The following is a 20,253-nucleotide window of genomic DNA, read 5'->3' on the forward strand; positions in this document are numbered from 1 at the left end:
CCACTTTTCCGTCTTTGTTACATTGTCCTCAAAGATCGGAACGAGCTTGGTGTACTTTCCGTGTCGATTTAGAGCTCTGTTTCTGGTAACGTAATTAGTGCGCTTTTTAACCAGAAATGAAAGACAATGACGCTCCTCTATTCTGATCCCATTTTTCTGAAATATGAAACGGGTCACCAGCCTGAGAATCCGGCGCGGATTCTTCCCGCCGTGCATCGGGTGAATCAGATCGCCATGCATGCCGGTTGTCCTCGGAGATCGTGGAACGAGGTGACAGATTCGCGTCTGGAGCGCGTTCATGCGCGTGAGTACATCGACTTCGTTAAAACGTTTTCTCTCAAAGGGGGCGGCTTCATTGCCGATGATACGGTGGTTGGTCCCCAATCGTATCACGTTGCCCGCATGGCTGTGGGTGCTGTCTGTGATGCGGTAGAGCAGGTGATTCAAGGCATTGATGAGCGGGCCTTCTGTCTGGTGCGGCCGCCCGGCCATCATGCGACCGCCGATGCGGCGCTGGGATTCTGCCTGTTTAATAACGTGGCCGTGGGCGCGCGACTGGCGATTGAAGAGCTGGGGCTGGAGCGCGTTATGATTGTCGACTGGGATGTCCATCATGGAGACGGGACGCAGGAGATCTTCTGGGAAGACGGGCAGGTTGGTTTCTTGTCGATTCATCGTGCGTCGTTTTGTGATGAAACGGGAACCGCCGCCGAAACGGGGGCGGGCGCGGGGCTGGGAACGACCGTCAATGTACCGGTGGAATTCGGTACGTCCCGGGAAGACTATCTTGCGATGTTCAAATCTGCCGTGGAAGGATTGGCAGAGAAGATCAGGCCACAACTGGTTTTGATCAGTGCCGGCTTTGACAGTCATAAAGATGACCCGATCGGTTCGCTCGGGTTGGAGAGCGAAGATTTCGGGTGTCTGACCCGGATTGTGCTGGATGTCGCAGCCGTGCATGCCGGCGGTCGTGTGGTCAGCGCGCTGGAAGGGGGATATAATCCTCTTGCGCTGGCTGAGAGTATCGAACATCATTTACTGGAGCTGACGGCGGCTTGAATCGGCCGAGAGGGCCGGAGCTGGAACTCCGATCAGAGGCGAATCAACATGCCCATTCGAAACCTCGAAAAAATATTTCACCCCCGGAAGATCGCAGTCATCGGTGCCAGTTCGCGTCCGCTGAGTGTGGGACAGACCGTTTTTCAGAATCTGCTCTTAGGCGGGTTTGAGGGTGCCGTCTATCCCGTGAATCCCAAGTATGACAGGCTGGACGAACACGTCTGTTATCCCCGTGTGACGGACGTGCCGGAAACCGTCGACCTGGCGGTGATTTGTACCCCCGCGCGCACGATTCCCGAAATCATGCAACAATGCGGCGCAGCAGGCATCCGGGGAATTGTGATCTTGTCGGCCGGTTTTCGTGAATCTGGTTCGGCAGGCAAAGAGTTGGAACAGCAGGTACTGAAGATCGCCAGAACGTTCCCCGGTCTGCGGATTGTCGGGCCAAACTGTCTGGGGGTGATGGCCCCGTATGCTAAATTGAACGCCAGCTTTGCCTCGGATATGCCGTTGTCAGGGAATATTGCCTTTATCTCTCAGTCGGGTGCGCTGTGCACTTCGGTGCTGGATTGGTCGCTGCAGGAAAAGATTGGCTTTTCGCACTTTGTTTCGGTGGGGAATATGCTCGATGTGGGCATTGCCGACCTGATCGACTACTTCGCGCTGGATCATCACACGACGGCCATCATTCTGTATGTCGAGTCGATCACGGAAGCACGGCAATTCATGTCGGCAGCGCGGGCCTTCACAAAAAAGAAACCAATCATCGCGTACAAGGCGGGTCGCTTTACGGAATCTGCCAAAGCGGCTGCTTCACATACAGGGGCCATGGCGGGAGTCGACGCCGTGTATGAAGCGGCGTTTGCACGGGCGGGTGTGGTACGCGTCTTTGAGCTTGATGATTTATTTGAATGTGCCGAGTTGCTCGCGCGGCAGAAATGTCCCAAAGGTGATCGTCTGGCGATTGTAACCAACGCCGGCGGTCCGGGCGTGATGGCCACCGATGCGTTGCTGGCCCGGCAGGGTGTGCTGGCCGCGTTTTCTGAGGAGACGATTGAGAAACTGAACGCCGTACTGCCCAGTGCGTGGTCGCATGGAAATCCGCTGGATCTTCTGGGAGATGCCCCACCAGAGCGGTTTGGCAAAGCGGTTGAGATTGTGCTCGCCGATCCGCAAGTGGATGGCCTGCTTGTGATCCTGTCGCCGCAGGCAATGACCGATCCACCTGGGGCCGCCACGGCGGTGATCGAAGCGGCTCGTTCGACACAAAAGCCCGTGCTCACAGCCTGGATGGGAGGCGAGAAAGTCCGTGCGGGAATTGAACGTTTTAACAACGCCGGCATCCCCACTTATACCTCACCAGAGCAAGCCGTCCGCGCGTTTATGTATCTGGTTTCCTACGCGCGGAATCGGGAGTTCCTTTATGAAACCCCGCACCCCATGCCCGTTGATGATTCCATTGATCGTGCCGGGATACGCGCCCTGTTTGATGCGGCGCTCACAGAGGGGCAGGAGATCCTGCCTGAGAGCACATCCAAAAAAATGCTGGCAGCGTATGGAATTCCCATCACAAAAACAGAGGTCGCACGCACCGCCGACGCAGCGGTGGCTTTCGCGCAGGAGATGGGGCAACCCGTTGTGCTCAAAGTCTATTCAGAGCAGATCACGCACAAGACAGACGTGGGTGGCGTCGAGCTGGACCTTACGAATGAAACAGAAATTCGCGCTGCCTTCGAGCGGATTTTGAGTCGTGTTAAAGAAAAACGTCCTGATGCGCAGGTCGAAGGCGTGACCGTACAACCGATGGTATCAGACTCAGAAGGCCACGAGCTGATCGTCGGGGCGAAACGGGATCCCGTGTTTGGGATGGTCCTGCTGGTGGGGGCAGGGGGGACTGCTGCGGAATTATATCAGGACCGTGCACTGGTGTTGCCACCCCTCAATGAACGGCAGGCACGCGGGGCTCTGGAGTCGCTGCGTTCCTGGCCCCTCTTAGAGGGATACCGAGGCCATCCTGCTGTCAAAATTGAGCAACTGATCGAATTCCTGATTCGGCTCTCGTATTTTGTTTCTGATTTTCCCGAGATTGTCGAACTGGATGTCAATCCGCTGCTCGCCACGCCTGAGAAGGTGATTGCCCTGGATGCCCGGATTGTGATCGATCAGGCAAATTCGAAACAACCGCTGCGTCCGTATTCGCATCTGGCGATTCGCCCGTATCCGGAAGAATTTATTAAAAGCGTGACGCTCAAAGACGGGACCGCGGTACTGCTGCGCCCGATCAAACCCGAAGACGAATTGATGTGGCATGATCTGTTGGGAAAATGTTCGTCGGCATCCATTCACGCGCGGTTTCGTTACTCATTTCAGGCAACCACCCACGACATGGCAACGCGGTTCTGTTTTGTCGATTATGACCGCGAGATTGCGATTGTCGCAGAAATCACAAAACAGGATCAGCGTCAGCTGATCGGCGTGGGAAGACTCGTTGCCGACGTCGACCATCGCGAAGCCGAGTATGCGGTTCTGGTGGCAGATCAATGGCATGGCTTCGGGCTGGGCACGTTCCTGACGGATCACTGTCTGGAGGTCTGCCGCGAGTGGGGCATCCAGCGCGTCGTTGCAGAAACGGCACCGGATAACCATATCATGCTGGACATGTTCCGAAAGCGGAAATTCCAAAAAGACGCCTCAGCTCAGACGGATAGTGTGCTGCTGGTAAAGGAACTGACAAAATAAAAAGCGCAATCACTCTCTTGATTGCAATCACAGTATGCAGGATTTCAGATGATCTTCCGACTCTCACATACATTGAACCAGAAAATTAAAACCGGCAAGCTTACGGCATTGCCGTTGCATCAGAGCCCTTTTGGTGATTGGTCTTGCCATCTTTTTTATGGCAATCGTAGTCCGTACATTCTTCTTTGTAACTCAAAATCGCTTTACTCCTGTGTGATGCCCGGCAACTAGCGTTTCGAAAATTCATCGCCCCTGAAAGAAACTCGGTTCAGTTTGCGAAAACCTTGAATCGTTCCGTGACGGGTTGTATGAATCAGCAGGAGAATCCACTAACTGGTTTGTCTACATCCTTCGATGTGTCGATGGTTCGTTCTACACAGGTATCACAACAGACTTGGTCCGAAGATGTGAGCAGCACAACGCGGGAACAGGAGCACGCTATACGCGCAGTCGGCTTCTTGTTAGCATTGTGTATCACGAAATGCAGACTACCCGCAGTTCAGCATTAAAACTTGAATTGGCGATAAAGGCACTGTTGCGAACAGAAAAAGAAACGCTCATCGAATCGATAATTTGAATTAGCACATCGCCACAAAAATCGTTAACATTGAGTCATATTCAAATTTCCCAAAGGGTTTTTCTTTCACAGAATCAACCAGGAGTCGAACCATGAAGTGGACTTGCACCGTTGCTTTGCTTGCGCTGATGACATCCATCAGTTTTGCTGTGGATCATACTAAAGATTCTCCTGCGATGATTAAAATGAATATCGAAAGCAAAAAGGCCGTTCTTGTGGATGTCAGAGAACAAAGCGAATGGAATAATGGACATATCAAAGGGGCCATTTTTCTGCCGTTAAGCAGCTTGCGGGATGGTGTCTCGAAAGCAGAACAAAAGCAGTTGCCTAAAGGGAAAATTATTTATCTTCACTGTGCTGCCGGCTTTCGGGCAAAAGTCGCCGCAGATCTGCTAAAAAAACACAACGACAAAATTCAACCCGTCAAACAAGGATACGATGAACTGCTTGATGCCGGTTTTCAAAAAGCAAAATGATCTCCTGGCATCAGAATTTTATTTTCGCGATGTCGCAAATAGAGAGCTGTTACATGACAACGAAAATAAAAATTATTGCAATTTTGACTTCTGCTCTGCTCTGTCTCGTTGTGCTATTTCCGCCGCGAATTATCGGTACGACAATGATAAGATCCGTTTCGCGCGGATTTTTATTGGGTGATGTATACCACACCAAGATTCCGAGTGGATATCGATCAAACGGTAAGGGCCATCATGTCACGACTTTTTCCATCTCTTCTTGTCGGATCGACGTGACCCGAATGATTATGGAAATGATCGTCGTAATTTCGGCAGCCACGGCGTTTGCGTTGTGTTTGAATCTGCGTTCGGGCAAACCGTCGGAGAATAGTGAAGGATCCGAATAGCGACCTCAATTCAAGGTCTTCACTTAATAAAAAACCTTTCTGGAAACAGCAATGTCTATCAAATTCCAATGCAAAAAATGCGGCAAAAATTATAAAGTCAGCGATGACAAAGCGGGTAAAAAAATCAAGTGTCGTGAATGCGCTGCGCCCGTGAAGATACCAGAGTTAGAGGTAGATGACTTTAACGAAGATTGGGAGGAAGAGGACGAAGATACTCCGCCACCGCCACGGCGTCGTGCCAAGAGTGTGAGTAAAAAGAAGTCTAAATCGAAAGCCAGGAAAAAATCATCATCTGGTTCGAATCAGGGTTTATTGATTGTGGGTTGCGTTGTTGGTGTCATGATTATGGGAGGAGTAGGTTATTTTCTGTTCTCTTCTGGTAAACCGGGAGGAGGGTTGGCAAAGTCCATCGCCGACAAAGTAGACTCTGTGACAAATTCTACTGGTCAGGCTGAGACGGTTTCGGATGTCGAGAATATGAAAAAGATAGGCCGGGCCTTTCATGATTTTCATGATTCCTTCACGCGTTTTCCTCCTGCAGACGCGCATCTTGTAGATGGAAAACCGCTCTTAAGCTGGCGCGTCCATATGCTGCCCTTTCTTGGTCAGGCGGAACTTTACAAAGAATTCAACTTGCAAGAACCCTGGGACAGCCCGCAGAACAAAGCACTACTCGAGAAGATGCCTGCTGTTTTCAAGTGTGAAGGAGTCAGTCAGCCTGGCTCTACTTCGATCATGACCTTTTCCGGTGATGGGACTCCTTTTAAAGGCGGCCAAGGTCCCCGATTGCGGAAATTCACAGACGGCTCATCCAACACGATTCTCGTTGTTTTAGCAGGTCCCGACAAAGCGGTTCCCTGGACTCAACCGATTGATATTCCCTTGAATGCTTCCAACCCAATCAGTGCATTAGGACAAGCTCCTAGAGGCGCCTTTCTCTGTACGATGGCAGATGGTTCGCTTAAAAAAATCTCCGTGGGAATTTCCCCGCAAATACTCAAAAATGCCATCCAGATGGATGATGGAAATCCATCACCTCTATAACCAGTTCAAAAAAGTAGAAAAAACGCCGTACCTCTGTTAAAAGAAATCTGGTACACGTACGACAAAGCAGAAGCGGCCTTAATCAATGACCACGTTTCAGATCAATTCGGTAATCAATTCCCGGCGTTCCAGAATATAACGGGGTCTGCCGCTATGATCCGGGAACGTTGTGGCAGGGTCGATGCCCAGATGGCGATACAGCATTGCCAGCACATTTTCGGGACGATAGGGGGCGTCTGCCGGCGTGCCACCCTGGTCATCGGAAGCCCCAATCACCTGACCGGTTTTGATTCCGCCCCCCGCCAGGGCGACGCTCATCACGCGTCCCCAATGGTCGCGACCGGCAGTCCGATTGAATTTCGGTGTCCGGCCAAATTCGCCCATCGCTACGACCATCACTTGTTTGTCGAGACCACGTTCATGCAGGTCTTCCACGAGCGCCGCAAACGCACGGTCATAAGGGATGCCCTTGTCCCGCATGCGTTTGACCAGATCGCGATGATCGTCCCAACTGGGTCCGGTCACGCGCACGGAAGCCACAGTCACACCATGTTCCACCAGCCTGCGTGCGAGCAGGATATTCTGGCCAAAGGCAGTCCTTCCATAGCGATCGCGCGTTTTCGGATCTTCCTGGGAGAGATCAAAGGCATTGCGGGCAGAATCACCCGACACCATCTCGAACGCTTCTTTCGTGTATTGATCGATGGCGTCGCCGATGCCGTTGTTGTCTATAATTTCGCGAGTCGCATCAAAGCCCTTCAGCAGAGCCTTGCGGTCCTGCAGACGCTCTGCTGTCAGTCCGCGTAACAGAGTAAGGTTGGGAACCGTAAAGTTTTTGGCATCCGCATCGCGGGCGGTGATGAAGGGATTATACCCCTTACCCAGCCAGGCGGCTCGACCATAACGCATATCGCGTGGCAAAGAGACATACGCGGGAATGCCGTCTGCATTACTCCCACGGACTTTGGATGTAATACAGCCGATGCTCGGCATCTCGTTTTCTCTGTTCTGGCGATCGCGCAGGTAATATCCGGTTTGGGTCAAGTGGCTGCTGGTGCCATGGCTGCCGGAATCGTGATGAATCGAACGAATGATCGCCATTTTATCGAGCACCCGCGCCTGCTCTTTCATGAACTCGCTAAACTGCACTCCCGGGACGGCGGTGCTGATCGGACTGAGCGGCCCCCGGTATTCGGAAGGCGCGTGCGGTTTCGGATCATAAGTTTCATGCTGTGCCGGCCCACCCGCCAGTTCCAGAAAGATAATGGCCGTGTCCTGCTTGGAACGTCCCCCTTCCGCAGCGTGTGCCTTCAGGCGGAGAATCTCGGGGAGAGAGAGGCCCATTAAGCCGGTCAGACCCGCTTTCACAACGGACCGTCGGGAGATGCCATCACAAAATTCTGCAGTGTGTCGAGACATTCCTGCTCCTTTCCCTGGGGAGTGTGGCGGGATTGATTCGGGGTCAGCAATCAGTGCCTGTCGGTGGGAGAATTATAGATCTATGTTTATCAATATATCGAAATCGGGACTTCATATCAACACTTGTTAATATATCTAAGGCGGGATTGCCTGTCTAAATTGAGCCAGAAACCGCTACAGGCCTGAATAGTTCGTTATTTTAACATCACTGAACACGTTGATTACCCGACGATGATTCTCCATTTTTACTCCGTCTGATGCTGGGATGAGGAACGAGTACTACAATAATCCGAATAAGAATTCGACAATCTATAAGACGCTGATAATCAGCAGGTGAACAGAGTCAGGCATAAAACTGATCGACCTGATAAATCCTTAGCGTGACTTCGGAATCCCGTTTCCATTTCGTGGAACGCGAGTAATACGCGATCAATGCTTCATCGCCGACGAAGGTTAGCGACGGATAGGCGGCATCCACTGTTGTACGGTTTTCGATATCTTTGAAATGGGTCCAGGTCGCTCCTTCGTCTTTTGAGATCGCCGCCGTCAAAGGCGTGCGCGGCCAGTTGGTGGGAGAGGCCACGTTATTCCACAACAGGAGTAGATCGCCCGTTTGCGGAATGCGCTTGACGATGGCCGGGGATTCGGGTGCCGGCAGCTTGGTCGGTTCGGGCGTACTCCAATGTGCGCCGCCGTCTTGGGAAATACTTTGATAAATCCGCTCGTTCGTGTTCCGCAACAGGCAGAGCAGCCGACCATCTTTCAATTCAACAATCGTTGGTTCATGACAGCCGCGCCCTTTGGCCGTCATGCTGTTCGCACTCCGTTTCCAGGTGCGGAAGCCGTCGTCTGAATAAAAAACGAAGGAATGCAACGCGCCCCCCTTGTACGCGGTGCCCCCAATATACTGTTTCGCATACGGTCCGTGTGCCGGCAGGATGATGCGGCCCGTGCTCAGTCGCAGCGCCCGATCGGCGTTGCAGCAATACCAGCCCGGCTCGGAAACCTGCCGCTGTTCCCCCCACGTCAGGCCGTTATCCGTCGAACGCCTGAGGTAGACGTTTCGCTGCCTCTGATCGTCCCAGCCGACGTAAAAGAACAGAATTTCTTTGTCGGAAAGCCGCACCAGATTGGGATGCTTCACATTCTGCTTCCATTCATTCGGCTGAAGTACCCGCCGGTTGCCCCACGTTCGTCCCCGATCGCTGGAAATCATCGACGTGATCTGGCAGGCGACATGATCGCCGATACCCGAGTGTCCTTTCTTCTGAGCCGGCTGCTTTGACTGACTGTAATATTCCGACCAGACCAGCATCAGCCGATTCTCGTCCAGCGGAAGAATCAATTGATGATCATGGCGCGGATGCTGCGGAGACCAGGGACAGACGATCTGATCATGCACCGGTTTCAACAAAGGACGCTTTCCGCCAATGGATTCCCCTTTGGCCAGCAGTAATGAAGCTGGGGACATCCCACTCAGCGAGAGTGCCAGTGAGGACTTTAAAAACGAGCGACGTGGAAGTTGCATGGTGATAAAACCTTTTTTGAAATAATTGTGTCGCTACTTCAACCCCTCCGGCTCGCCCAGGACTTGAATACTCAGCAGGTGATGCGAGGGCATTTTGGTGCCGCGTTCGACGACGGAGGTTTTGCCGTTTTTCTCAAGGTCGGCTTTGGTTAACGTCCAGAGTATTTTTTTGTCGCGGGTGATTTCGAACGCCTGTACGTCGTTGTTCATGCCTTTCCGATGGTGATAGTCGGAATTGATCACGACCAGATTTCCGTTTTTGCGGACCTGCACGCCAACGGGGTAGAGGAGTTCGAAACCCAGGTCGTCGCTCTTGTCGAGTTCCCAGGTAATCTTGCCGTCCGGGTCGACTTCAATGATGCGGTACGATGTGATGCAGGGGATCAGCGTGCGGCCGTTCGCCAGGCGAATCGCGGTGAAGGGGCGGTCGTTTTCGTTCAGTTTAAACCGCCAGACTTCCTTGCCGTCGGCATTCAGTTCGAGAATGACTTTGTTATCGCGATACGAAATCAGATACGTCCCCTGCGGCGTTTTGCGGGCCTGCATATAGCGGTTGTGCGGGTTCTTGCCGCCATCGGGCAGATCAATCGACAGTGTCACCTGCTTGTCGCGGTTGACCTCCAGCAGCTTTTGGTTGCCGCAATCCAGAATCAGCACCTTGCCGTCCGCCAGTGGTTGGCAGGAGTTGATTTCCTGCTTTCCCTTTTCGTGAGGCACGTTGAAATCCCAGACGGTTTCTTTCGCCGGGTTCACTTCCCGCACGCCAAACCGGTGACAAAACAGCACGTTCCCGTTCTCCAATTTCCAGGCATCATAAACCGTTTCAATGTCCGGCTGCTGATAGTGCCAGACGATGTCGTTCTTTTCATCCAGCTCCATCACTCCTTCACCATAGCCGATCAACAGGCGATGCCCGGCTGTTTGGTTTGGTGTCTCTGCGCCGGCGACCGTGCCCCCTTGCAGCAGGACGCAGGCCAGTAAGGTGATCCAGAGGGAGTTGTGAAATTTCATGGTGCGCTTTCTATTTTTCGTTGTCTGTGAATCAGGTTGAAACAGAAATCTCAGGTGGAAGACACGGGAACCAGCTTGACCGGGTACGTATTTCCCGAAGCAAACTGCGGCACATAAATCGCGCCGTCGGCAGCCACGACCAGATCGTGCGGATGGCGGAAGAAGCCCCCCTGCTGGTGCATCGGTTGCAGCTTTCCGTCGACATATTGAGGCGCGGTGCCGCCAATGTTCGAGACGATTCGGTAATCGCGATCGAGGACCGAGATATAGCCTTTACTCTGTCGGTCTTTGGGCCAGTTATCCGCCAGATGCGGCACGAACATATACTCGCCGACAATCTGAATCATGCGTGGATTTGAGCCAGGCAGCGAAATTTCCTGAATCAGTTTGCCGTCCAAAGTCAGGCGTTTGATCGTCTGCTGGTCGCTCATCGCGATGACCAGTTCGGGTTCGCCGGGACCGCGTGTATCAATGATTCCTCCATGCGGCCCCCAGTGTGCGATGCCCCCTTCCGGGCCGCCGAAGTAGTGCAGCAGCTTGCCTTCCCTGTTATAGCGCATGATGTAATCTTTGCCGTAGCCGTCCAGCACAAAGAAATCGCCGTTGGGCAGGTGCAGTGTCCAGGCGGGACGATACTCTTTCTCGCTGGCGTACTTGCCCGTCGATTCGGGATAAGTCAACTCCATCAGAATTTCGCCGTCCAGCGTCGTTTTGAAGACCCGATTCAAATTGAGATCGGTAATAAACAACACCTCCCGATGGCCTTCGTTCACAATCTCCAGACCATGCGCGCCGGGAAAACGCGTGCCCCACTTCTTCAGCAGTTGCCCCTCTTTGTTGTAGATGATGACATTGTTCGTCGTCTCATCCGTCAGCAGAAAGATGCGCCCTTTCGAATCAACGACCATCGCACTGCAGTTCTTCACCGGCGTTTTTTCATCGAGCACACCCCAGCCGGCAACGGGCCGATACCGAAACTTCCCCTGACCTAAAACAGGCAGCTTCTCTTCACTCGCCATCAGTTGACCGGCTCCCAGAGCGCAGGCTCCCGTGAACATGGTCTGATATAAAAAATCGCGTCGATGCAGCCAGTGGTCGGACATGGTCTACTCCTGTGGAGTTGTTGAGAGTGGTATCAGGTCTGTTATTGTTTACTCGGTTTGTTATGCTGAAGTATTTCGCTCATTTAAAAATTCCATAATAAACGAATACCTGTCGAGGACCAGTCTATTTGAATGATTCGCCATGAGATGAAGAAGTTCATCGCAATCTTCCGGATCAACCAGACTTGACCATAAGAGTTGATCTACAATACCCGCAGCCCAGCTTTGTACTCCTTCATCAGGATCTTCTAAGAAACCTCTGATCCATGGCAAGACCCTTCTGTCAGCTACAACTCGCAGAAGTTCGATTGCCTCGCGTCGCACGTCAGGATCTTCTTCGTTCTGGTAGATCTCATAGCACCGCTCCATCGCAGACCACGGACGGAGCAGCCAGAGAACATGGCGAACCAGTTCGGCCCCTTTCTTTTGAGTAACGTAATGGTCAACGGCAGCACGCAAATGCGTTGGTCCTATAATCATCGCAACGGCTTCACGTGCATCAATACTACTACCGTGTTCGCGTCCGTCGTCATCCAGTGCTCCAAGAGTTCGGGCAATCTCCGTCCAATCGATTTCTCCCTCGTTCATTTTCTCTGGCGGTACCATTCAGGCAGGCTCCCTTCTATTTACTTCCCTGCAGCGTGCCAGCGTTTCATCTGCTTAATATTCGCTTCCAGAATCGCGGCGGCTGTGGGATCTCGCTTACGGGACTTGTCCAGGTACGGTTTCATATCGCTGTCGTACATCGCCTCCGATTCGGGGAAGCGGCCGCGGTCGTCTGTTTCGAGCTCCCAGTTGGTAAGCAATCCTCGAAATTCTCTGAGTTGCTTCTGGCGGGCAGGGTCGTCAGCCAGGTTGTGAATCTCCCAGGGATCGCTGGTTAAGTCATACAGTTCCTCTTCAGGCCGCGTCTCGGCGAGATGCAGTGACTGGGCGGCGTTCAATTTACCGGCGGCGTATAATTCGCGCAATACAGGCATGAACGGTTTACCATCCTTGTACTTGCAGGGCTGCAGATAGGGGCGCTGGGGCAGGTAATTGCGAATGTATTTGAAATTACCCTTGCGGACGCTGCGAATATGATCGACGGTTTCATCACAGCGATCGCGGGCCGACACCACATAGGTGCGCGGCTTGGCTGCAGGCCCGAACAGGGGACGTCCCTGCATCGTCTTCGGAATCTCAATGCCTGCGAGAGCCAGGCTGGTTGCGGCGAGGTCGATGTGGGCAATCAGTTCATCGCGTACCGATTTTGATCCGATGAACCTGGGTCCCCAGACGACGAACGGAATCTTCAACCCCTCTTCATAGAGAAACTGTTTACCGCGTGCGTGACTGATGCCGTGATCGGTCAGAAAAAAAACGATGGTATTGTCTAGCACGTTTTCTTTTTTCAGTTTGTCGAGGATACGACCGACCTGCAGATCGGTATAAGAGACGGAATTCAAATAGGCGGCCCAGTCTTCGCGTATGACCGGATGATCCGGGTAATACGGGGGCAGCGTTACTTCCTCCGCGGTGATCAAAGTCTCCAAACCGGTTTTCACTTCATCATACCAGCGACCGACGTTGCGCAGTTTTCCGCCCTGCAGTTGATATTGCGCAAAGAAGGGTTGGCCTTTCGCGCGCTTTGTCCAGTCCACGCCGTCATAGAGATCGGACTTTTGATAGACGAAGTTGTAATCTTCTTTACCGGGCCGTGTCTCTTCGGGGTTTGCGTTCGTCGTATAATAGCCGGCGTTCCGAAAGAGTTCGGGAACGGTCTGTACTCCTTTGGGCAAGTGAATCTTCAACGCACCGCGCCCGCTGCGATGATGGTGGGCGCCGATGGTGGTCTGATACATGCCCGTGATCAGAGCCGAGCGAAACGTGGAGCAGACCGGCGCCGTCGCGTACGCGTGATTGAATACGGTGCCTTCCCGTGCAAGTTGATCGACGTGAGGCGTTTTGACCAGGGGCTCTCCCTGATAGCCGAAGTGACACGACATATCGTCGACCAGAATCCAGACAATGTTCGGTCGCTCTGCGTTTGCGGGTGTCTCTGCTGCTGCGCTTCGAGCGGACAGATTCAGTGTCAGGACCAGCAGGAGTATTGAGAGTTTGAGCGACTTCAGTTTCACGGTGGCTACTTTCGGATTGTGTGTGCGAAGCACAGCTTAGTCATTGGGATTCACGATATTTTTCCAGTTGGGATAAACGGGGCGCGTATTGGAATCTTTCCCCCCTTGTATCGGCGGAGCAGGGGGAACGGTAGAAAGTGTCTGCTGCAACATCCGCCGAATCTGTTCTCCCTGGTCGCTCGCCTGACCGGTGGTCAGATTCTGACTCTCTTTGAGATCCTGAGGCACGTTGAAGAAGCGGCCATCGCGATAGAGTTTGAATTGCCCGTCACGAACATATTGGCTCCCCTGGAAGCGGCCCCAGTAGGGTTGATAGTGACACAGCACCCAGTCGCGGGGCTGGCCCGGTTGCCCGTTCAATTGCGGTAGGAAACTGCGACCGTCGATGGGGTCGTTCTTCCCAAGTTGCACGCCCGCCATGGCGGCGAATGTGGTATAGAAATCGGTGAAGTCGATCAGGTCATCCAGCACCTTGCCCTTCGGCGTGTGCCCTTTCCAGTAGGCGACCAGAGGCACATGTGTGCCCATGTCGGTGGTGGAACCTTTGCCGCCGTGGATGGTCTGGCCGTTCCACTGGGAGGTAATTTGCACGTTCGTCCCGTTGTCAGCCGTGAAGAGAATGAGCGTGTTCTCCAGTTGTCCGACCTCTTCCACTTTGTCGACCAGCTTGCCCACGATTTTATCGAGGTAGTTGACCATCGCCACGAAGTTCGCTTTGCGGGCCTTTTTGCCTTTGGGCTGTTTGTTCGCGGCTTGTGTGCGCGGTGCGTCGCCAATCGTATCGGGCGTCGGCACAAACGGATTGTGAACCAGCACCGAGGGATAATAGACAAAGAACGGTTCATCTTTATTGCGCTGGATAAAGTCACACAGAAAGTCCGACATGATGTCGGGGCCGTATTTCCCCTGATTGTCTTTGACCGACAGATACTTGCCGTTCTGTTCCAGCGGCGGGCTCCAGAAACGCTCGCCGCCTCCTGATTTGCGATCGTGTACCGTCCGGGTCACCTGCCACAGACAATATTCATCAAAGCCCGCTTTGAAGGGCCGCGTGTTGTCGGCGTGGCCTTCCGCACCGTGATAGAGTCCGTTGAGCTGCCACTTGCCGGCGATGGCGGTTTTATAACCGGCGGCCTGCAGCATCTGTCCGAACGTCTTTTCTTTGGGATTGAGATAACCAAAATGCGTGTAGTTACGGAAATTATATTTCCCCGTCATCAGCTTGACCCGCGACGGCGTGCAGAGGGGCGTGGAATAACAGTTGGAAAATCGAATGCCCTGTTTCGCCAGCGCATCGATGTGCGGCGTTTTGTAATCCTCCGCGCCGTACGAGCCGAAACACTCCCAACTCACATCATCGGCCATGATCAGAATGATATTGGGTTTGCGCATTTCCTTTGATGCGGCGTCCGCTTCAAGCAGACCTGCCGAGAAAACGAATATCAGGATGAATGCGAGCTGCTTCATTATTTTCCCCTTGGTTTTTTTCTGCCACTTATGAAGAGCGGTCTGAATCAGAAATCAGTGTCAGCAATCCATGTTCCTTGTTCTTTTCGAACGATTCCTGAGATACCATCATAAGTGACCCAGATACAAAAATCGTTCGTTTCTGAACAACGCACCTGAGTCATGTTAGCCTTTGAACCTCGATTTAAAAAGGAGCTGCAGTCGACTAAGGATACTTGGAATCCGGCGTCTGCTTTTTCGACGAGATTCAGAGTCTGCTGGTCTGTCATGTAAACCACAAAGAATGAGCCATCGTCTGTGCTGTGAATTCTGGCCATTTCTACCATGCTGAACGGTTGGATGTTGGGAAGATCAATCAGATGTTTTCGTACTGGTTCTGCCTTGTCAGCCGAGAACATCACGAGAAAACAGGAACCTGCCTGATCCACTACGAGCACTTGTTCATTTTTCAGAGCACAGAGGCAGGCAACCCCCTTTTGAACGGAAACAGCCTGACTACTATTGTCTGCCATACTATAAATACGAAAGAAATCATCTTCAATCGCATACATGTTCGCAACAGCGATGATTTTACCGTCAGGGGCAATGGAATAACGGGACCCTGGCAGATGAACTTCAGGAGTCGCTTCCAGAGCCCCCGTCGCTTTTCCATGACTCCATTCCCCTTTTGTGTCTACAGCAAAGACTTCACCATTGACCATTTTGGCATCGGCAATGACACCATCAGCAATGGTATCTATTTTTCGAGACACATTTCCCTTCAAATCGAATCCAATATAAGTTCCTTCAACGAGAACAATGCCAGGTGAATCTTCCGAAAAAAACAAAGGTAGTTTGCCTGGTTTAGCCAAGTCACTGGAAGTCCAGAGTGTTCGCTGTTGCCTGAGATCATATAACGATACTTTGTTGCAGAAACGGGCCCCAAAGTTGATACCCTTCTGATGCGTCATAAGTAAGTGAGTCCCTACAGGAGAGATAGCGACTCCTAAAGTACTATAACGCCAGTTTTTCATGTAACTCTGGTAAATGATGACTGGACAGAGTATGAGAGCGACTGGGAATAATAATAACAGATACTTGGGATTCAGTTTCATTTCTGCTTTCTTTTGTTTTTCTTACCGCCACCTCTGGTGTGTTGGTCGGCTTCGAGTTCGGTCTGTTGGCCTTTATCGCCGCAGTGTTTCATCCAGGCGTCCAGTTCTGCTTTCAGCGTGGCCTGCACCGACGCGTATTCCGGTTTGCCGGCCAGATTATGCCACTCGGTTGGATCTTTGGTGATATCGTAGAGTTCAATCGCGGGACGATTTTTATAGCGACGGACTTTTTCGGCGGCGTCCGCATCACCGGCGGCGGCTTTCCTTTCCCAGCTCTCGAATTCAGGCGATTTCATACAGATGTTGCGAAATTCGATTTCCGGCGTGAAATTCCAGATGTATTTGAATTTGTCCGACCGCACGGAACGGATGCCGAACGTCTCGGAGCCGTTGAGAATGCCCCGTGTCGTCATTTCACCGAACACATATTTCTTATGCTCCTGTTTCCCGGCAAAAACGGGCAGCAGGCTCTTGCCGTCCAGTGCCGGGTCGGGTGTACCTCCCGCGGCTGTGACATACGTGGGAACCAGATCAACATATTCGACCATCGCGTGGTTGATGCTTCCGGGTTGGATCTTGCCGGGCCAACGGGCAATCAACGCGGATTGCAGGCCGGAATCGTAACAGGTCCATTTGGCAAACGGCATGCTGCTGCCCTGTTCGCTGACGACGATCACCAGCGTGTTGTCGCGAAGCCCGTGTTTGTCGAGTTCCCCGAGGATGCCTCCTACCTCACCGTCGAAATAGGTAATTTCCGCCAGATAGCGCGTCATGGCTTCGCGCGTTTCGGGAGTATCGACGAAGTAGGGCGGTAGCTTCAGTTTGCTGGCCTCGTAGCGCGACGGATCGCCTTTGTCCCAGGGCGTGTGCGGTTCTTTGGAACAAAAGAAGATACAGAACGAATCGTTGCCCTGTTCGCAGTCTGAAAAAAAGTTTCCGGCTGCTTCCACAAGGTCCGCACCCTTTGGATTTTCGAAAGGAAAGACCGACCGGGGGCCGATATGTTTCTTTCCGCTGAGCGCCACCCGATAGCCGAGCGGCTTCAGATAGTGCACGATACTTTTGACGCCGGGGTTGGCACTGGTGTGATTGGGATACGCCCCGATTTTGACCGGATATTGGCCGGTATAAATATTATGCCGCGTGGGTGAGCACATCGGCGCCGCCTGAAAGCAACGCGTAAAACGCATTCCCTCTGTCGCCAGTCGATCGATATGCGGCGTATGTGCCTGTCCGCCGTAACAGCCGATGTCGCGGAAGGTACAGTCGTCTGCCATGATAAACACAAAGTTAGGCTGTTTCGCTTCCGCCTGAACCGAGAACACGCAGCAGACCAGTGCCGTCAGGGTTTGAACCCAGTTTCGCATACGCATAAATTTCACTTTCTTGATGAGCGTCTTAGAGGTCAGACCACGATCCACAGTCAGTACTTTTAAAGCCAGGTTCGCTTGTAACGGCTCCCAGGATCTCGAAACCAAATTGGGCAAGAAGTTCGGCAGGCCTGCACTCATCATGCTACCTTGTAAAGCAGGTTGCGAACAAGGTATTTCGTGGAATTCGTGAGGTTCGTGGTGAGTAATCCGGATGAAATTGCCCGTAAGCAAGATTTATTCGCAATCCAGAAAGATGATTTCGCTCATCAGGTCTCGAACTGAGTTCCAGCGTTGCCAGTGCTCTCCGATTTTGGACTGACACAATATGGCTTCATGTTCAAACTGAAGAATCGGGCAGTCGCGTTGTGCCGTCATGGCGTTCAAATCAAAGCAGATCGGATCATAGTTGATTGACGAACGGGCAAAGGGAATAAAGCCGGCCGGAATCAGAGTGTCTGCCATGATTTGATCCGGAAAGATTTCCATAGTCAGGCCAGTGAAATCAGGGCCAGGGGGATTGGCGAATAATCGGATGAGTTTTAAGTCCACTTCCAGCCAGCGAAATGAGAGGACAAGCCGCTCATACAAAAGCGGAAAGACACCTCCCATTCGCGAATAGAGGGGTGTCAATGTTTCGAGGCTTGTCTCAAACTGTTGGGGCCGCCATGGTTTCAGATCAGCCTGCCAATGATCCCACTCATCCACATCCTGTTCGACGAGGAGTTCCGGAGGTGCTCCGTCAGGCGCGATCAGATCATCGAGCCGCTGAAATGATGCTACAAATTGCTGGAGAAGTTGCTGGTCAGACATAAGGCCATGATACTAAACGATTGAAGTCCGAATCAAAATAAATCAGGTTCAATCGGCTTCGACACGCGAGCCTCAAAATGGTTCGTCAACCAGAAAGACCGTCAGTGAGCGGGCGCCGTGGGCGCCGATGACCAGGGATTGTTCGATGTCGGCGGTTTTGGAGGGGCCGGACATGAAGGTGCCGAAGCTGGGGGTTTCGAACGAGAGACGTTCGTAGGCGGCATGCATGTGTGTCACGATTTCGCTAGCGGGAACCAAAAGTGACACGTGTTGTGAGAGGAAATAGAGGGTGCGGGCGGGGCCGCCGTCGTTGGTGATCCAGACGGCGCCGTTTTCGGCAACCGCGAATTCGCCGGGAAGAATTGCGAAGTCGATGTCTTCGAAATCATGCGGGTCGGTGATGTTGCTGATCTCGACGTTCGGCGTACCACAGTTTGTAACCTGCGAACAGATTTTTTTCGCTTCCTGATACGCGGGGATTTCGCTTAACTTCTGATTGACCTCGTCTACGTTTTTGACGCGGGCGCAGACTCCGCCGACTGATGCCAGCATGGTGGCAAACTGCTCCGCGGGATCATCGTAGCTGATCCACTGCTGTGTCAACTCGGGCGCAGAGAGATCGGGGCGCTCTGTTTTGGGAACAGACTGGCTGCGGAGCCGATTCAAAATCTCATCTCTACTTGTTGTCATGATTTTTTTTCATCCACTCGCGAAAACTCTGTTTGGGGAAGTCAGGCAGCTCCCGTTGTTTGCCCCAGGCATTGAAGCGATTGTAAAGTAAAAAGCGGGGCAGCCGTGGCACAATGGCCCGGGCGCACTTGCCGACGAAGCGATACAGCCGCGGGGCCTGCATCATCCAGCCCATCATTTTCATCGAGATCCGTTTGGAAAACGGCAACAGCCCGCGCACGCGAATCTCTTTCCGCCAGGTGAGTAACTGATGATGCAGGTCGATCTTGACTGGACAGACATCGGTGCAGGAACCACACAGGCTGCAGGCGAACGGCAGGCTGGAATACTTTTTCGCATCCTTTGAAGGACTTAATGTTGACCCGATGGGGCCGGGCACGGTTGCTTCGTAACTGTAACCGCCGCTGCGCCGATAGACGGGGCAAGTATTCATGCAGGCGGCACAACGGATGCAGTTCAGCGAGCGACGAAATTCATCGCTGCCCGAAATCTCGCTACGGCCGTTATCCAGCAGCACCACGTGCATCTCGGCTCTGGGAGCCGGGCCATGAAAGTGAGAGGAATAAGTGGTAATCGGTTGCCCGGTTGCCGAACGTGCCAACAGTCGCAGGAAGACGCTCAAGTCGTTGGCGCGGGGAATCAGTTTCTCGATACCCATGCAGGCGATGTGCAGTTTGTTCAACGAGGTTCCGAGGTCAGCGTTGCCTTCATTGGTGCAGACGACAAAGCCACCCGTTTCGGCGATTGCGAAGTTCACGCCCGTGATGCCGGCTTCGGCGCCGATGAATTTCTGTCGTAAGTGTTGTCGGGCGGCTTCCGTTAAGTATTGCGGATCGGTGGCCCCTTTTTCGGTGCCCAGTTTTTCGTGGAAGAGTTCGCCGATTTCTTCTTTCTTGATATGAATGGCGGGCATCACCAGATGGCTCGGCGGTTTGTTCTGCAGCTGCACGATGCGTTCGCCGAGGTCAGTGTCGATGACTTCAATACCGTGCCGTTCGAGGTAGGGATTGAGATGACACTCTTCGGTGAGCATCGATTTGCTCTTCACCACCTTTGTGACTTCGTGCTGTTTCAGAATGCCATGCACAATTTCATTGTGCTCTTTCGCGTCGCGGGCCCAGTGAACGTGGACCCCTTTGGCGGTCGCGTTCTTTTCGAAATCTTCGAGCAGGTCGGGCAGATGCGAGACGGTATACGATTTGATTTTCGAAGCCTGCTCGCGGAGTAGTTCCCATTCGGGAATCTGTTGGCTCGCGGCGTCGCGTTTGGAACGCACAAACCAGAGCGACTGATCGTGCCAGTGCGCACGCTCTTTATTCTTGACGAATTCGGTTGCTAATTTTGGATGTGCTGGCAT

Annotated in this window: 18 protein-coding genes; 6 read left to right on the forward strand and 12 right to left on the reverse strand. The window is 52.8% G+C overall.

The features are described from left to right. The first annotated feature begins 126 nt into the window (after positions 1-126). From Pan241w_RS00100 to Pan241w_RS00120, 6 genes are all read left to right on the forward strand, one after another. The gene (locus Pan241w_RS00100) at positions 127-1,059 is read left to right on the forward strand and encodes a histone deacetylase family protein (RefSeq protein ID WP_145209131.1); all 933 of its coding nucleotides are present in this window, start codon (positions 127-129) and stop codon (positions 1,057-1,059) included. 48 nt (positions 1,060-1,107) lie between these two features. Further along, positions 1,108-3,798: a bifunctional acetate--CoA ligase family protein/GNAT family N-acetyltransferase gene (locus Pan241w_RS00105; RefSeq protein WP_145209134.1), complete on the forward strand. Its 2,691-nt coding sequence runs from the start codon at positions 1,108-1,110 to the stop codon at positions 3,796-3,798. Between the two features lie 48 nt (positions 3,799-3,846). After that, positions 3,847-4,029, forward strand: coding sequence for a DUF6933 domain-containing protein (locus tag Pan241w_RS29990; RefSeq protein WP_390620968.1), 183 nt, complete (start codon positions 3,847-3,849; stop codon positions 4,027-4,029). Between the two features lie 73 nt (positions 4,030-4,102). Continuing rightward, positions 4,103-4,375, forward strand: coding sequence for a GIY-YIG nuclease family protein (locus tag Pan241w_RS00110; RefSeq protein ID WP_145209137.1), 273 nt, complete (start codon positions 4,103-4,105; stop codon positions 4,373-4,375). Positions 4,376-4,467: 92 nt separating this feature from the next. Next, on the forward strand, positions 4,468-4,851 hold the full coding sequence (locus Pan241w_RS00115; RefSeq protein ID WP_145209140.1) for a rhodanese-like domain-containing protein: 384 nt from the start codon (positions 4,468-4,470) through the stop codon (positions 4,849-4,851). A 437-nt stretch (positions 4,852-5,288) separates the two neighbouring features. Continuing rightward, positions 5,289-6,281, forward strand: coding sequence for a DUF1559 family PulG-like putative transporter (locus Pan241w_RS00120; protein WP_145209142.1), 993 nt, complete (start codon positions 5,289-5,291; stop codon positions 6,279-6,281). A gap of 96 nt (positions 6,282-6,377) precedes the next feature. Here Pan241w_RS00120 and Pan241w_RS00125 read toward each other — a convergent pair whose 3' ends face one another. The 12 genes from Pan241w_RS00125 to Pan241w_RS00180 form a co-directional block, all read right to left on the reverse strand. Next, entirely contained in the window at positions 6,378-7,700 is a 1,323-nt protein-coding gene (locus Pan241w_RS00125) for a DUF1501 domain-containing protein (protein WP_145209145.1), read from the reverse strand. 343 nt (positions 7,701-8,043) lie between these two features. Beyond that, entirely contained in the window at positions 8,044-9,228 is a 1,185-nt protein-coding gene (locus Pan241w_RS00130; protein WP_145209148.1) for a sialidase family protein, read from the reverse strand. Positions 9,229-9,261: 33 nt separating this feature from the next. Beyond that, positions 9,262-10,239: a beta-propeller domain-containing protein gene (locus Pan241w_RS00135; protein WP_145209151.1), complete on the reverse strand. Its 978-nt coding sequence runs from the start codon at positions 10,237-10,239 to the stop codon at positions 9,262-9,264. Positions 10,240-10,289: 50 nt separating this feature from the next. Next, complete coding sequence (locus tag Pan241w_RS00140) at positions 10,290-11,342, reverse strand: NHL repeat-containing protein (RefSeq protein WP_145209154.1); 1,053 nt, start codon at positions 11,340-11,342, stop codon at positions 10,290-10,292. A 60-nt stretch (positions 11,343-11,402) separates the two neighbouring features. Continuing rightward, entirely contained in the window at positions 11,403-11,948 is a 546-nt protein-coding gene (locus tag Pan241w_RS00145; protein ID WP_145209157.1) for a HEAT repeat domain-containing protein, read from the reverse strand. 20 nt (positions 11,949-11,968) lie between these two features. Next, entirely contained in the window at positions 11,969-13,495 is a 1,527-nt protein-coding gene (locus tag Pan241w_RS00150; RefSeq protein WP_232107310.1) for a sulfatase family protein, read from the reverse strand. A 3-nt stretch (positions 13,496-13,498) separates the two neighbouring features. Beyond that, positions 13,499-14,929, reverse strand: coding sequence for a sulfatase-like hydrolase/transferase (locus Pan241w_RS00155; protein WP_145209160.1), 1,431 nt, complete (start codon positions 14,927-14,929; stop codon positions 13,499-13,501). A gap of 47 nt (positions 14,930-14,976) precedes the next feature. Then, positions 14,977-16,023 (reverse strand): hypothetical protein, encoded by a 1,047-nt coding sequence (locus Pan241w_RS00160; RefSeq protein ID WP_145209163.1) that lies wholly within the window; start codon positions 16,021-16,023, stop codon positions 14,977-14,979. After that, entirely contained in the window at positions 16,020-17,390 is a 1,371-nt protein-coding gene (locus Pan241w_RS00165; protein WP_390621031.1) for a sulfatase family protein, read from the reverse strand. The genes Pan241w_RS00160 and Pan241w_RS00165 overlap by 4 nt, the downstream gene beginning before the upstream one ends. A 240-nt stretch (positions 17,391-17,630) precedes the next feature. Continuing rightward, positions 17,631-18,206: a hypothetical protein gene (locus tag Pan241w_RS00170; protein WP_145209168.1), complete on the reverse strand. Its 576-nt coding sequence runs from the start codon at positions 18,204-18,206 to the stop codon at positions 17,631-17,633. Between the two features lie 72 nt (positions 18,207-18,278). Next, positions 18,279-18,896 (reverse strand): LutC/YkgG family protein, encoded by a 618-nt coding sequence (locus Pan241w_RS00175; protein ID WP_145209171.1) that lies wholly within the window; start codon positions 18,894-18,896, stop codon positions 18,279-18,281. Further along, positions 18,883-20,253 carry a lactate utilization protein B gene (locus Pan241w_RS00180; protein ID WP_145209174.1) on the reverse strand — a complete coding sequence of 457 codons (1,371 nt, stop codon included), beginning with the start codon at positions 20,251-20,253 and terminating at the stop codon, positions 18,883-18,885. Before Pan241w_RS00180 ends, Pan241w_RS00175 begins: the two co-directional genes overlap by 14 nt.

Source organism: Gimesia alba (assembly GCF_007744675.1).
In the GTDB taxonomy this organism is placed as follows: Bacteria; Planctomycetota; Planctomycetia; order Planctomycetales; family Planctomycetaceae; genus Gimesia; species Gimesia alba.